The sequence below is a fragment of the Ligilactobacillus ruminis ATCC 27782 genome, assembly GCF_000224985.1.
Taxonomy (GTDB): Bacteria; Bacillota; Bacilli; order Lactobacillales; family Lactobacillaceae; genus Ligilactobacillus; species Ligilactobacillus ruminis.
In genome coordinates, this window is record NC_015975.1 from 890,111 (window position 1) to 903,738 (window position 13,628).

General features: G+C 42.7%; 14 protein-coding genes and 1 tRNA gene. 13 read left to right on the forward strand and 2 right to left on the reverse strand.

Annotation, left to right across the window (positions count from 1 at the left end; translation table 11 throughout):
* Positions 1 to 81: 81 nt before the first annotated feature.
* The 5 genes from LRC_RS04525 (at position 82) to LRC_RS04545 (ending at position 5,475) form a co-directional block, all read left to right on the forward strand.
* A complete protein-coding gene (locus LRC_RS04525) occupies positions 82 to 306 on the forward strand; it encodes a YneF family protein (protein WP_014073335.1) in 225 nt (74 codons plus the stop codon).
* Between the two features lie 88 nt (positions 307 to 394).
* A complete protein-coding gene (locus LRC_RS04530; protein ID WP_014073336.1) occupies positions 395 to 2,155 on the forward strand; it encodes an ABC transporter ATP-binding protein in 1,761 nt (586 codons plus the stop codon).
* Positions 2,155 to 3,951, forward strand: a complete 1,797-nt coding sequence (locus LRC_RS04535; RefSeq protein ID WP_014073337.1) for an ABC transporter ATP-binding protein — start codon at positions 2,155 to 2,157, stop codon at positions 3,949 to 3,951. Before LRC_RS04530 ends, LRC_RS04535 begins: the two co-directional genes overlap by 1 nt.
* Before the next feature lie 127 nt (positions 3,952 to 4,078).
* Positions 4,079 to 4,576: a helix-turn-helix domain-containing protein gene (locus LRC_RS04540; RefSeq protein ID WP_258414849.1), complete on the forward strand. Its 498-nt coding sequence runs from the start codon at positions 4,079 to 4,081 to the stop codon at positions 4,574 to 4,576.
* The gene (locus LRC_RS04545; RefSeq protein ID WP_014073339.1) at positions 4,573 to 5,475 is read left to right on the forward strand and encodes an IS3 family transposase; all 903 of its coding nucleotides are present in this window, start codon (positions 4,573 to 4,575) and stop codon (positions 5,473 to 5,475) included. Before LRC_RS04540 ends, LRC_RS04545 begins: the two co-directional genes overlap by 4 nt.
* A 122-nt stretch (positions 5,476 to 5,597) precedes the next feature.
* Here LRC_RS04545 and LRC_RS04550 read toward each other — a convergent pair whose 3' ends face one another.
* Positions 5,598 to 6,224 (reverse strand): lysophospholipid acyltransferase family protein, encoded by a 627-nt coding sequence (locus tag LRC_RS04550; RefSeq protein ID WP_041819956.1) that lies wholly within the window; start codon positions 6,222 to 6,224, stop codon positions 5,598 to 5,600.
* A gap of 134 nt (positions 6,225 to 6,358) precedes the next feature.
* On the opposite strand from LRC_RS04550, the gene LRC_RS04555 reads away from it, so the two are divergent.
* The 7 genes from LRC_RS04555 to aspS all read left to right on the forward strand — a co-directional run bounded on the left by LRC_RS04555 (position 6,359) and on the right by aspS (position 11,815).
* Complete coding sequence (locus LRC_RS04555; RefSeq protein ID WP_014073341.1) at positions 6,359 to 7,105, forward strand: tRNA1(Val) (adenine(37)-N6)-methyltransferase; 747 nt, start codon at positions 6,359 to 6,361, stop codon at positions 7,103 to 7,105.
* Positions 7,098 to 7,376: a GIY-YIG nuclease family protein gene (locus LRC_RS04560; protein WP_014073342.1), complete on the forward strand. Its 279-nt coding sequence runs from the start codon at positions 7,098 to 7,100 to the stop codon at positions 7,374 to 7,376. The genes LRC_RS04555 and LRC_RS04560 overlap by 8 nt, the downstream gene beginning before the upstream one ends.
* Before the next feature lie 53 nt (positions 7,377 to 7,429).
* Positions 7,430 to 7,516 (forward strand) — tRNA-Ser (locus LRC_RS04565).
* Between the two features lie 272 nt (positions 7,517 to 7,788).
* Positions 7,789 to 8,106: an ADP-ribosyltransferase family protein gene (locus tag LRC_RS04570; RefSeq protein WP_049780072.1), complete on the forward strand. Its 318-nt coding sequence runs from the start codon at positions 7,789 to 7,791 to the stop codon at positions 8,104 to 8,106.
* A gap of 7 nt (positions 8,107 to 8,113) precedes the next feature.
* Positions 8,114 to 8,293: a hypothetical protein gene (locus LRC_RS04575; RefSeq protein WP_014073343.1), complete on the forward strand. Its 180-nt coding sequence runs from the start codon at positions 8,114 to 8,116 to the stop codon at positions 8,291 to 8,293.
* Between the two features lie 467 nt (positions 8,294 to 8,760).
* Positions 8,761 to 10,038, forward strand: a complete 1,278-nt coding sequence (gene hisS / locus LRC_RS04580; protein WP_014073345.1) for a histidine--tRNA ligase — start codon at positions 8,761 to 8,763, stop codon at positions 10,036 to 10,038.
* Between the two features lie 16 nt (positions 10,039 to 10,054).
* Positions 10,055 to 11,815: an aspartate--tRNA ligase gene (gene aspS, locus LRC_RS04585; protein ID WP_014073346.1), complete on the forward strand. Its 1,761-nt coding sequence runs from the start codon at positions 10,055 to 10,057 to the stop codon at positions 11,813 to 11,815.
* Positions 11,816 to 12,058: 243 nt separating this feature from the next.
* On the opposite strand, the gene LRC_RS04595 is transcribed toward aspS, so the two are convergent.
* Complete coding sequence (locus tag LRC_RS04595; RefSeq protein WP_014073347.1) at positions 12,059 to 12,868, reverse strand: N-acetylmuramoyl-L-alanine amidase family protein; 810 nt, start codon at positions 12,866 to 12,868, stop codon at positions 12,059 to 12,061.
* A gap of 233 nt (positions 12,869 to 13,101) precedes the next feature.
* On the opposite strand from LRC_RS04595, the gene LRC_RS04600 reads away from it, so the two are divergent.
* Positions 13,102 to 13,593, forward strand: a complete 492-nt coding sequence (locus LRC_RS04600; RefSeq protein ID WP_014073349.1) for a histidine phosphatase family protein — start codon at positions 13,102 to 13,104, stop codon at positions 13,591 to 13,593.
* Positions 13,594 to 13,628 lie beyond the last annotated feature (35 nt).

Consider the following 13,628-nt stretch of genomic DNA (forward strand, 5'->3'; position numbering starts at 1 on the left):
TGAGGTTTCACTTTATTTTTTATTTGATATTGTGTAAAATTATTTGTTGAGACTTAGTTTTAATCAGAAGGGGGCGTTAGTATGTCGACACCAGTCTTAGTGCTGATCATCGTATTAGTGGGCTTGGCTTGCTTTGCAGGTGGTTTTTTTGCGGCTCGCAAGTATATGGAAGATTATTTAAAGAAGAATCCTCCTATCAATGAGCAAATGTTAAGGACGATGATGGTCCAAATGGGCCAAAAGCCTTCCGAAAAGAAACTTCACCAAATGATGACAGCAATGAAAGCAAACATGGATAAGAAATGATCATATGTTTAAATCTTGCTGAAATCAAGCCAGGGATGCGATTTCTGCGTGCCTGGCTTTTTTATTTTTTAGAAAAGGGGTGTTTATTTTGGGTATTTTTAAACGTTTGGACTGGTTTTTCAAAGAACAGAAAAAACGTTACGTTATCGGCGTTTTAGCTCTGTTCGTGACGGCAATCATGACAATCGTTCCTCCTAAGGTGATCGGAAGCATCGTTGATGCCATTTCGCAGAGAAACCTGAAACCAAATTTTTTGTGTCTAATGCTTTTGATTTTTCTTTTCAGTTCCGTTATGCGATATCTGATGCGTTATGTTTGGAGAAAATACATATTTGGCACGTCATTTATTTTAGAAAGGCAAATCAGAAGTCGTCTTTTTCAGCATTTTATGAAGATGGATCAGACGTTTTATGCCAACCATCGCGTCGGTGATTTGATGGCGCATGCGACCAATGACGTTGATGCGGTCAGAGAAGTCGCAGGTTCAGGAATTTTGACTTTGGCAGATTCGTTGATGACGGGCTGTTCGACTTTGATTGCGATGTGCATCTTCGTTGACTGGCGCTTGACTATTTTAGCAATCATTCCTTTGCCTTTTTTAGCTTTGGAAGCAACATATCTTGGCAAGAAGATTCATGATGCGTTCAGTGATGCCCAGGCTGCATTTTCAGATCTGAACAATAAGACGCAAGAAAGCATTACAGGCGTCAAGGTTATTAAAACGCTTGGACAGGAAAAGCAGGACATTGAAGATTTTGAACGTCATGTTGACAAGACGATTGCTGCCGACAAAAAATCGATCGTGATTGATTCCTTGTTTGATCCGGCAACGACGATTATTTTGGGGTTTTCATACATTATGACGATTGTTTACGGAGGCAGTTCGGTTTTGAACGGAACGATTTCAATCGGGCAGCTCGTATCGTTTGTTTCTTATCTGTCTGAATTGATTTGGCCGATGTTTGCTATCGGACGTTTGTTCAACATTCTTGAACGCGGCACTGCCAGCTACGATCGAATCATGCTGCTTCTTGGAGAAAAGAATCACTGGGTTCAGCCAAAACTTGAAGAACATTCAGATGTTGAAGGAGAGCTTGCATTTGACATTAAGGAATTTAAGTATCCTGATCAAAAAGATCGCGGCGTCAATTTGCAAAATGTCAAATTTGAGGTAAAACCTGGCAAAGTACTTGGAATCGTTGGCCGAACCGGTGCCGGGAAATCCACGATTTTACGTCTTTTGATGCGTGAATTTGACAGCTATGACGGTAAGATCACGTTTGGCAGTCATGATATTCGCGATTATCAAATGCAGGATTTCCTGACGCAAATCGGTTATGTTCCGCAGACAAGCTTCTTATTTTCAACAAGCATTCGTGAAAACATTCGGTTTGCCAAGCCTTTGGCCGATCAAAAAGAAGTCGAAAAAGCTGCCTATACTGCCGATCTTGATGAAGACATCGTTCAGATGCAGGAAGGCTATGATACTGAAGTCGGGGAAATGGGCGTCTCTCTTTCAGGAGGGCAAAAACAACGCTTGGCCATTGCCAGAGCACTGATGGTTTCGCCCGAACTGTTGATTTTGGACGATTCGCTTTCTGCTGTCGACGCAAAAACGGAAAAGCACATTCTTGAACGAATCAAGAAAAATCGTGCGGATCGCACGACAATCATGGTTGCCAGCCGTTTGAGCTCGGTTATGGGAGCCGATGAAATTATCGTAATCGATCATGGGACGGTCGTTGAACGAGGAACGCATGAGCAGCTTGCCCAAAACGGAGGATGGTACCAAAAAACGTTTGAGATGCAGCGACTTGAGCAAAATATCGGAAAGGGGGATGAGGCATAATGAAACATGAGTCGGTTTGGGCAAGATCATTTACAAGAAAAGAGCAAAAAACGATTATTAAACGCTTGATTCCTTACGCAATGGAATTTAAAGGGCAGTTCATTACGGCAATCGTGTTTGCGCTTGTTTTGAGTCTGATCAATATCGCATTGCCTCGTGCATTGCAATACTACCTTGATCATTACCTGACGAATTCGAACACGACGATGAATATGATTTGGGCATTTGCCGGACTGTATTTTTTAGGAACGATCATTAAGGCGGCAACTCAGTTCATACAACAGTTTGCCTTTGGAATGGGTGCCGAACGAACGCTTGAAAGAATTCGCGTTGAACTTTTTAAAAAGCTTCATACGTTAGGACTCAAATATTTTGATAACGTGCCTGCGGGTTCCATCGTTTCAAGGGTTACGAACGATACGAAAACGCTATTTGATTTTTGGACGCTTTTTTTGACGATTTTTGTCGCAAGTTTTTCGGTTATTTCAGCATTTTTCGCAATGGCAAGCGTGAGCGTTTCGTTAGCTTGTCTGACTCTGATTTTTTTGCCGGTGATTTTTGCGACGACTTATCTTTATGAAAAATTAAGTTCAAAAATTTATCGGCGCCTGCGCGAATATCTCAGTCGAATCAACACGAAACTGAACGAATCTTTGATGGGAATCAGCATTATTCAGCAATTCAGGCAACAAAAACGAATCACGCATGAATTTGAAGATGAAAACGAAGCATATATGCAGATGCGTTTCAAGATGATCAAGATCAACTCATTGCTGCTCTTTCCGATTGTTACGTTATTGTTCAATTTGGCTGAGTTGGTAACTTTGACATATTTTGGCGTTCAAGGATTGGATAATTTCGTCAAGGCAGGTGTTATCTATGCGTTCCTGTCGTATGTGCAAAACTTCTTCAATCCGATGACGAATGTGATGGATTACATGTCCGTTTTTCAGGACGGAATCGTTGCCGGAAGTCGCATTTTGAAAATCATGGACGAAAAAACGTATGCCCCTAAGCAAAATGAAGAGTCTGATGCTGAAATTACTGCCGGGCGAATCGAGTTTAAGGATGTTGTTTTTGGTTACGATGAAGACAATCCGGTTTTGAAAAACATCAATTTTACCGTTGAACCAGGGCAGACCGTTGCTTTGGTCGGACATACCGGCAGCGGCAAAAGTTCAATCATCAATGTTTTAATGCGATTTTATGAGTTTTCGAGCGGTCAGATTTTAATCGACGGACATGACATCAGAGATTATTCGACTGCCGAACTGAGGAGCAAGCTGGGACTTGTTTTGCAAGAGCCGTTCTTGTTTTATGGCGACATCAAGACGAATATCAGGATGTATGACAAATCGATTACCGATGAACAAGTCAAAGAAGCAGCTGAATTTGTCAATGCTTCGTCATTTATCGAAAAACTTCCGCAAAAATATGATTCAAAGGTCTTTGAACGCGGAGGAGCTTTTTCAGCCGGACAGAGGCAGCTTCTTTCATTTGCGCGAACGATCGTCAGAGATCCTAAAATTTTGATTCTAGATGAAGCAACGGCAAATATCGACACTCAGACTGAAATGATGATTCAGCACGGGATGAATCAGATGCGAAAGGGCAGAACGACGATTGCGATTGCCCACCGTCTGTCAACGATCAAGGATGCCGATTTGATTCTTGTTCTTGACAAGGGCAACAATATCGTTGAACGCGGCAATCACGAAAGCCTGCTTGCTTTGAACGGACGCTATGCTGAGCTTTATCGCATGCAAAGTGCGCAAACACAAGGGCAAGGCGCATAAAAATTAATTCGAATTAAAGAAAAATACCTGTTGCATCTGAAGTGCCCTATAATTGTTAGACAAAGTAGTCTAATGATTGTGGGGTATTTTTATGGCCAAGTACAGTTAGGAACTGAAAGCGGAAATTATTAGTAAATATAATCAGGGAATGGCAACGAGTATCCAATTAGCTCGAGAATACAACCTCAATTCAAGGGTTGTTCGAAGCTGGATTCAAACATATCGACTTCAAGGTAAAATTCGTCATAGTAGAAATAAGAGAATATTTGACACTGATTTTAAACTGGCTGTGATAGACTATTATCAAACACATGAGGTAACCATAGCTGAAGTTGCTGCCAGGTTTGATCTGCTTCCAGGTCAAGTATCCCATTGGAGGACACTATTTAAAACGGGTGGTATAGAAGCTTTGCGTCCTCATCAAAAGGGAAGGAAGCCAAAACAAATGAAATCACCAAAACACCCGGAAAAGAAACCAACATCATCAGAATTGAGCGAAAATGAGCGGCTGAAGGCTGAAATTATCAAGCTAAAGAAAGAATTGTATGATGCACGTCTGGACGCAGCCATATTAAAAAAAGCGGCGGCCCTGTTCTGGAACTCAAAGCACGACGGAAAACGATGATTCTTGACCAGATCAGGGCCGAACAGTTACAAATGCCTAAAGCTGAACGTTTCAGTCTTAATGACTTACTGTCTAAATTAGAGTTGAAACGGGCAACTTACTATGATGAACGTAAGCGCATCAGTAATAAGTTTGACAAGTATCATGAAGTTAAAAGGCAGATGATGATTATTGCGCAGAAGTATTCCATGAGAAATCGTTTCACTGCCGGTTATCGACGAATTCAAGTTGAATTGGAACGTCTGGGAATTCATCTGGCTGGTGATACCGTTCGGAGGCTAATGCGTGACCTGGACATTCAGGTAACCATCTACAACCGTCATCAAAATCGAAAGTATTCGTCCTATCGAGGTACCGTAGGTCATCTTGCTCCTAACCGATTACATCAGAACTTTTGCGCGACAAAACCCTATCAGGTGTGCCATACAGATGTCAGTCAGGTCCGTCTGGCTAATCAAACCTGGGCTTACCTTTCGGTGATGACTGATGAGGCCAGTAAGGAAGTTCTGGCATGTCAGGTCAGCCTTCACCCGAATTCAGATTTAATTACAAGGACTGTGGATGAATTAATCAGGAATCTTCCTGATCATGCCTGCCCCTTGATTCATTCGGATCAGGGATGGCAGTATCAGTTGCCTTACTATACTCAAAGATTGGCTAACCATCACTTTGTTCAAAGTATGTCTCGTAAGGGACATTGTCTGGATAACGCACCAGTGGAAAGCTTTTTCCACATACTGAAAACTGAGTTGCTGGATGGGCTACCATTATTTGAAGACATTACTGCATTTCAAATGATGGTTCAAGACTATATCCATTTCTTTAATTACGAACGGGTTTCTTTAAAAACAAAAGGCATGACTCCGGTAGAATACCGAAATCATGCCATGACAGCTTAATTGTTTAATTTTGTCTAACTTTTTTATTGCACTTCAATGATGAGCGATTGCAGCAGGTATTTTTTAGCTTTGAAATTATTTGCGAATAAAGCAAAAAACGCCAGATAAACTGACGGTCTCGGTTATTTTTTCGGATGCGGATCGACATAATGGTAGTTCGGATCGATTTCTTTATCGAGCTTATCGAATGCCTGATTCATTTTTTCAAGAATTTCAGCCTGATTTTCATCCGTCAGTTTCATTTTACGATTGACTTCAATCGGATCTCCGAAACGAACCGTTAATTTTTGGCGTTTGCATAAATCTTTAAAGGTTACGGGTCCTTGGTAGACGACGGGAACAAGCGGAACTCCGGAAAGTTTTGAAATCAAAACGGCACCGCCTTTGAGGTTTTGGCTGTGACGCGTGCCGGACGGAAAGATTATGAGCGACAAATCGGTGCTTTTTAGCAGTTTGACAGGTTTTTTGATGGCTGATGCCCCTGGATTTTCTCGATCGACCGAAAAAGCATTGGCATGAACCAAGATGAATTTCAGGATTGGATTTTTAAAAAGTTCCTTTTTGGCCATGAAACAAAATTTTTTCGGTGCCGCCGCCAAAGCGAAATAGATCATGTCAAACCAAGCACGGTGCGGCGCAACCAGGATATAGTTTCCCTTTGGAAGTTTATCTTTATTTTCATAATGAGCGTTGCCGTTTAAAACGAAGACGATGAATCGCGCAACGACTCTGATAAAAGAATAGAACAAATTTTTTCTCCCTTTCAAAATGTATTCACACCTAATATTAAAATGAAACGACATAAATTACAAGTTTTTCGAAAAGCTGACCAGGAAATGGTATAATATACAGATATCCTAAACAAGTGAACGAGGGAAAAGAAATGGATGTTGAAATTCATGCAAATGAGCGCGTCGATGCGCTTTTTTCAAACGGCATAAAGGTTATTCAAAGCAGCGAGGTATTTTCGTTTTCGTTAGATGCCGTTTTATTGGCTGATTTTGCCAACCCGGCTAAGAAAAAGGAGCAGAAAATAGTTGATTTATGTGCAGGAAACGGTGCGGTCGGTCTTTTTTTGACGCCAAAATCCAGTGCGCAAATCTACGAAGTCGAAATTCAGCCGCGTTTGGCCGACATGGCAAAAAGAAGCATTGACCTAAACGGTTTGGAAGAACGCGTAACGGTGATCAACGATGATTTGAACAATGTTTTTGAGTATTTGGCAAAGGACTCGATCGATACGGTGACCTGCAACCCGCCGTATTTTGAAGATCAGCCCGACAGCAAGAAAAATCCCAATCAGTATTTGGCATTGGCTCGGCATGAGCTTGCGGTGACGCTTGAACAGACGATTGAACAGGCCAGCGGTTTGCTCAAAATGAACGGAAGGGTTTCGTACGTTCATCGTCCGGAACGCTTGATCGAAATGATCGAATTGATGAAGAAGCATCGTTTGGAGCCGAAACGAGTGCAGTTCGTCTATCCAAAAAGGAATCGCGAAGCAAACATGGTGCTCGTTGAAGCCATAAAAGACGGCAAGCCGGGCGGACTTCGCTTTATGCCGCCGCTTTTCGTCTACGAAGAAAACGGGAAGTACACGGAAGAAGTCAGGAAGATCGTATATGGATAAAAAATATTATTTTTATGTTCTTCTTTGTTCTGACAAAACGCTTTACGGAGGGTTTACGACCGATTTGAAAGTTCGTACAGCAAAGCACAACAGCGGCAAAGGAGCCAAATATACGCGAAACAGGCGGCCCGTCAAGCTGATATATCACGAAGAATTTTCTGACAAATCCAGTGCGTTGAAAGCAGAATATGCTTTCAAGCATCAATCTCGTGCCAAGAAAGTGGCTTATCTCGTCAATCACGGCATAAAAAAAGAATTATTTAAAAGATAATGAAATTTCCTCTTGCCAATAGCAATATTAGTTGATATAATTAATGCTGTTGTGGAGAGTTGGCAGAGTGGTAATGCACCGGACTCGAAATCCGGCGAACCGGTAGTACCGGCGCGCAGGTTCAAATCCTGTACTCTCCTTTTTATAAACAATATGCTATAGTTCAATATGCTATAGTTCAAATAATTTTAAAATCGCCCATAAACGTTGATATGATAACGTTTATAGGCGATTTTTTTGTTTCTGAGTTTTCATATGTTTTAGTATGTTTTAAAAAAGTCTGCACACAGTTTGCACACATATGAATAATTTATTCTTTAATTTACTGCTTTAATTTCCGTGATAATTGACGTAATTTTTCTTATCATCAACATCGATTAAATAAGAGTATACTCTAGATAAGGAAATCATTTTGAGAAACGCAGACAATATCAAGGCCGCCATATCATTTAGGTTGAAGGATGATATAATAGCATACAGAAATGATTTCTATCCTAGAGACTTAGTCGGTGTTTCCTACAAATTTACGAGTACGTCGGTCGCACCTGGGGCAGCAATAGGAAAGGTACCCAATGTGACAATTATTGTTCCCAGGGGAAGTAATGGCGGTTACGTTGAGTTGATAGCTGATGAAGCATATAGAAAGCAGCGAGAGTTTGTTATAAACGGTGGTGCTGATTTAGAGTTAGTGAAAAAAGTGGCTGGTTTGTATATTTATAAATTGAGGTGATATTTTTATGTTGAGTAAGGAATTGGCTCGAAAATATTATCTGGAGCGAATCTATGCAGAATCACGCAAGCCGGATTATACCGAAGAAGAACTGCGTCTTCAAAAAGAAAGAGCAAAAGAATTAGAAGAGTATGGAAAGAAAAGACGCAAGGAACGTGAGATGAGAGCAGCCAGAAAAAATAGCTGACTTTCATTTGTAACGTGAGGTGCAAATATGGCTAAAGATGACTATGAGGTGGTTGTCTTTGAGCGCTTTGATGGCGGTCTCAATGAAATGACGCTGACGGAAGCTAAAGAAACGTACGCTAAAGGTTTGCCGATCAGGTGAGATGTGTTTGCTTGTTCAATAAAAACAAGCCGTAACAACGCTTGACTTAACATTTGATATTTAGTACACTGTATTTATCATAAATGAACCGGTGAAAAAGAGGAGTAGAAAGGAAGACCGCACAGAGAGTGGACGGATGCTGCAAAGTCCAACGGATCGACTTTTCGAAAGACACTTTCGAGGCGTGCTTGATGAAAGCACCGCGACATGGCGCGTTATCCCTGAGTTTATAAGCCAAGGTGGTACCGTGCTTTTGCGCCCTTGTCGATCAGAGATGATCGATAGGGGCTTTTTTGTTGCCGGAAAATCAACAGGAGGAATTAAAAATGAAGTACCAACGTCCAAAGGGCACTGCCGATATTTTGCCGGGCGATTCCGAAAAATGGCAATTTATTGAAAAAAAGGCACGTGCATTATTCAAAAAATTTCGCTATCAGGAAATGAGAACGCCGATTTTTGAAAACTTTGAGGTCTTTTCAAGAACGTCTGGCGAAACTTCAGACATTGTGACAAAGGAAATGTATGATTTTTTTGACAAGGGCGATCGTCACGTTACGCTTCGTCCTGAAGGAACTGCTGGAGTCGTTCGCAGCTATGTGGAAAACAAGCTTTACGGACCAGAAATTCAAAAGCCGTTCAAGACATATTACATCGGACCGATGTTTCGCTATGAACGCCCGCAAGCCGGACGTTTCCGCGAATTTCACCAAATCGGCGTCGAAGCATTCGGCGTCGACAATCCGACGCTTGACGTTGAAGTCATCGCAATGGCGATCGAACTTCTCAAGAGTTTTGGTTTGAACAGTCTTAAGCTTGCTTTGAACACGCTTGGCGACAATGAGTCGCGCGCGGCTTATCGACAAGCTTTGATTGATTATCTCGAACCTTTTGAAGCGGAACTTTCAGATGATTCAAAAGAACGTCTTCACAAAAATCCGTTGCGCGTGTTGGATTCAAAAGATGAAGGCGATCAAAAAATCGTTGAAGGAGCACCGTCAATTCTCGATTATTTGACGGACGATGCAAAAAAGCACTTTGAAACGGTTAAATCGTTGCTTGACGACCTTGGCATCGAATACGAAATCGATTCAAACATGGTTCGCGGCCTTGATTACTACAACCATACGATTTTTGAAATCATGAGCGATTCCAAGGTCTTTTCAGGCAAGTGGACAACCGTTTGTGCCGGCGGACGCTACAACGGTCTGGTTGAACAGCTTGGCGGACCTGAAACGCCGGGCATCGGCTTTGGTCTTGGCGTTGAGCGTTTGCTGCTTATCTTGGAGGCAGAAGAGGATGCATTTGACATCGAAAACGATCTTGACGTTTACGTTGTCGGCATCGGTGAAAGCACGAATGCTGAAACGCTTAAGATTGCAATGTCATTGAGACGCCAGGGATTCAGTGCCGATCGCGATTATCTGTCGCGCAAGCCAAAGGCGCAATTCAAGACGGCAAGCAAGCTTGACGCCAAGTATACCTTGACGATCGGCGAAACGGAACTTGCCGAAGGAAAAGCTAATTTGAAGAAAATGGAAACAGGCGAAGAAATAAGCGTTTCCTTAAATGATGTTTATGAAGACTTTGCGAAACTTGCAAAGTAGGAAAGGAAGATATTAAATGAAGCGAACGACATACGCTGGATTGGTCGATGAAAAGTATCTCGGTCAAGAAGTGGTTTTGAAAGGCTGGGTACAAAAAAGCCGCAATTTGGGAAATTTGATTTTTGCAGACCTTCGCGATCGTGAAGGCTTGGTTCAGCTTGTTTTCAGTCATGAAATTTCAGAAGAAGCATTCAAAATTGCCGAAACGCTTAAAAGCGAATACGTAATCGAAATCGTCGGCAAGGTCGTCGGTCGTGCTGAAAATGCCGTCAACCCGAATATGAAAACCGGCAAAATCGAAGTTGAAACAAGCAAGGTCACGATTTTAAACGAAGCAAAAACGACTCCATTCAGCATCGAAGATGATACGACGGCAACTGACGACACTCGTCTGCGTTATCGTTATCTCGATTTGCGTCGTCCTGAAATGCAGCGTTCTTTGATGATCAGAAATCGAATCACGCAAACCGTTCATCGTTATTTGGATGAAAACCATTTTCTTGACATCGAAACGCCATATTTGACGCGCTCGACTCCTGAAGGTGCCCGTGATTATCTGGTTCCGTCGCGTGTTTATCCGGGACATTTCTACGCACTTCCGCAATCACCGCAGCTCTTTAAGCAATTGCTGATGGGGGCAGGCTATGATCGCTATTATCAAATTGCGCGCTGCTTCCGTGATGAGGATCTGCGCGGTGATCGTCAGCCTGAATTTACTCAGATTGATATGGAAATGTCATTCATGACGGCTGATGAAATTCGCGAAATGACGGAAGGCTTGCTGAAAGCAGTCATGAAAGAAACTCTTGGAATCGAAATTGAAACGCCGATCAAGCAGATTACTTGGAACGAAGCGATGGATCGTTTCGGTTCAGACAAGCCGGACATTCGTTTTGGCATGGAATTGCAGGATATGGCAGAAGTCGTCAAGGGTGCCGGCTTTAAGGTCTTTGATTCGGCGCTTGAAAACGGCGGTCAGGTCAAAGCAATCGTCGTTCCTGGCGGTGCTGATAAGTATTCGCGCAAAAAGATCGAAGAAAAGCAGGAATACATCAAGCGTTTCGGCGCCAAAGGCCTGGCTTGGATGAAAGTGACGGACGAAGGCTTGGCCGGTCCCGTTTCCAAGTTCTTCAAAGAAAAGGAAGCAGAAGTCAAAGAAGCAACCGGTGCCAAAGCTGGCGACCTGTTGTTGTTCGTTGCCGACAATCGCAAGGTCGTTGCTGATTCTCTTGGATATTTGCGCGTTTCGATTGCAAAGGAACTTGATCTGATCGACAATTCCAAATTTGCGTTCATTTGGGTCGTCGACTGGCCGTTGTTTGAGTACAGCGAGGAATTTGAACGCTATATCGCAGCTCATCATCCGTTCACGATGCCAAACGAAGAAGATCTGGATCTGCTTGAAACGGATCCGCACAAATGTCATGCTCAAAGCTATGACATCGTTTTGAACGGGTATGAGCTTGGCGGTGGTTCGATTCGTATCCATCGTCGCGATATCCAGGAAAAGATGTTCAAAGCGCTTGGATTTACGAAGGAAAGCGCTGAAGCACAATTCGGTTGGTTCATGGAGGCACTTGATTACGGATTCCCTCCTCATGGCGGCCTGGCTCTTGGCCTTGACCGTTTCGCAATGCTTCTTGCCGGCAAAGACAATATTCGTGAAGTGATTGCCTTCCCTAAGAATTCCAAGGCGTCAGAACCATTGACGAATGCCCCGAGCACCGTTTCCGAAAAGCAGTTGGAAGAACTGTATCTGAGAACGGAAAACAAATAGTTGACAGCAAAAATTCCTGCTTTCTGCTTGAATTTAACGAAATGCCGAACGAAGACGGTCGATTTGCGACTGGCTTTGTCCGGCATTTTTTATTTTATAAAATACAGTGCTGTTCAAGGAAAGATCTCATTTAAAATTTACAGACACGTTTTGTTTTTGGGTTGTTCCGACATAGCAGGCGATTGTCACGCATCCGCAAAACCCCGGCATCATTCGGGTTTTTAATTTGAGGCAGCCTCTTTTTCAATCGTTATTTTCAATAAACTTCTTTAGGCCTTTTACGACGTCGTCCATTGCTTCGCTGCGATATGAAGGATCGGAGATATTTTCGAAATCCTTTTGGGTGTTGATGTAGCCCATTTCAAGCAAAACTGACGGCTGAGTGTTGTCACGGATAACGAGAAAATCTCCTTTGTCAACACCGCGATTTTCAAGTCCCAGGGCTCCGAAGCTCTGGTTGATGCAGCGTGCGAGTTTAAGCGATTTGCCGGTGTGATAGTAATATGTCGTAAATCCCGAAGCGGCATTCGGCTGATCGCAAGAATCAAAGTGAATACTGATGAAAGCATCGGCATGAACCTGTTGGGCAAGAATCGGTCTTGAAGAAAGGCTGACCGTTTTATCTGAAGAACGCGTCATGTAGACCTTGGTACCATAACTTTCAAGCTTTTGCTCAAGTTCTTTGGCATAAAGGAGCGTGTACTTCTTTTCCATCTTGTTTTTGATTGACAATGCGCCCGAATCTGCGCCGCCGTGACCGGCATCAATGACGATCGTCGCATCGCTGAGCTTTTCGATCGGGTTCTTATAACCATCGGCAATCATCCAATCAGCGACCCATCCTGTTTTGCCGTTGTCCGTTTTAACGTGAAGCCAGTGATTCTTTCTTGAATAGACGGTCAGACGTTGTTCTTTTTTCAGGAAGCTTTTTTGCGGAAATTCAGTGCCGGGACCTTCTTTTAACACGGCATCAGTTGTTTCGACAACTATCTGATTCATATAAGTCCTGGTCCGATAGCCCAAGATGAAACCGAGTCCGAGAACAAGCAGCATGAGCAACAGGCTGCTTTTGGAGAACGGGCTTCGCTTTTGAGGATGAGACCTTTTTTGTCGAGTTTGGTTAGTCAACGAAATTTCAATCCTTTCTTTATATCTCAACATTATCAATTATAGCAAGAGTATGCTTGATTTTAAAAGAAGCAGTGAAAAAAATCGCAAAATATCCATAAGAAGTTCTTTTCATTTTTTTAAAATTAACAGACAGGATAAATTTCGAGGTGAGAGACATGAAAAAACTATATTTGGTGCGCCACGGTCAAACGTTGTTTAACGAATTGCACATGACTCAAGGATGGTGTGATTCGCCGCTGACCGAACTTGGCAGAAAACAGGCAAAAGAAGCAGGGAGATCGCTCAGGAACGTTGATTTTTCAGCAGTTTACACGTCGACTTCGGAAAGAACTTCAGATACTGCGGAATTAATCACGGACAAGCCCTATACTAGACTCAAGGCATTGAAAGAAATTTATTTCGGACTTTATGAAGGGCAGCGCGAGTTCACGCAGCCTAAGAATTGGTTCGTTGACAACACCGATGCGTTTGTTCCGTACGGAGGCGAGTCCGTTCAAGAAATGGCTGAAAGATTTGAAAATTGCGTTAAGGCAATCATGAAAAAAGAAGAAGGAGAAAATATTTTGATCGTCTCGCACGGATGCACGATCGGAACTTTTTTGGATCGTTTCGCACCGGATACGAGTCAAGTCCTAATTTGTGTGTAAAATATTTTTTCCCAGGCACAAGTTGTGCAGGGGAT

Excerpts from the sequence above, each read along its gene's own strand:
- LRC_RS04545 (WP_014073339.1), top strand. The coding sequence starts at position 4,573 with ATGATTCTTGACCAGATCAGGGCCGAACAGTTACAAATGCCTAAAGCT.
- aspS (WP_014073346.1), top strand. The coding sequence starts at position 10,055 with ATGAAGCGAACGACATACGCTGGATTGGTCGATGAAAAGTATCTCGGT.
- LRC_RS04525 (WP_014073335.1), top strand. The coding sequence starts at position 82 with ATGTCGACACCAGTCTTAGTGCTGATCATCGTATTAGTGGGCTTGGCT.
- LRC_RS04560 (WP_014073342.1), top strand. The coding sequence starts at position 7,098 with ATGGATAAAAAATATTATTTTTATGTTCTTCTTTGTTCTGACAAAACG.
- LRC_RS04595 (WP_014073347.1), bottom strand. The coding sequence starts at position 12,868 with ATGCTGCTTGTTCTCGGACTCGGTTTCATCTTGGGCTATCGGACCAGG.
- LRC_RS04600 (WP_014073349.1), top strand. The coding sequence starts at position 13,102 with ATGAAAAAACTATATTTGGTGCGCCACGGTCAAACGTTGTTTAACGAA.
- LRC_RS04575 (WP_014073343.1), top strand. The coding sequence starts at position 8,114 with ATGTTGAGTAAGGAATTGGCTCGAAAATATTATCTGGAGCGAATCTAT.
- hisS (WP_014073345.1), top strand. The coding sequence starts at position 8,761 with ATGAAGTACCAACGTCCAAAGGGCACTGCCGATATTTTGCCGGGCGAT.
- LRC_RS04535 (WP_014073337.1), top strand. The coding sequence starts at position 2,155 with ATGAAACATGAGTCGGTTTGGGCAAGATCATTTACAAGAAAAGAGCAA.
- LRC_RS04555 (WP_014073341.1), top strand. The coding sequence starts at position 6,359 with ATGGATGTTGAAATTCATGCAAATGAGCGCGTCGATGCGCTTTTTTCA.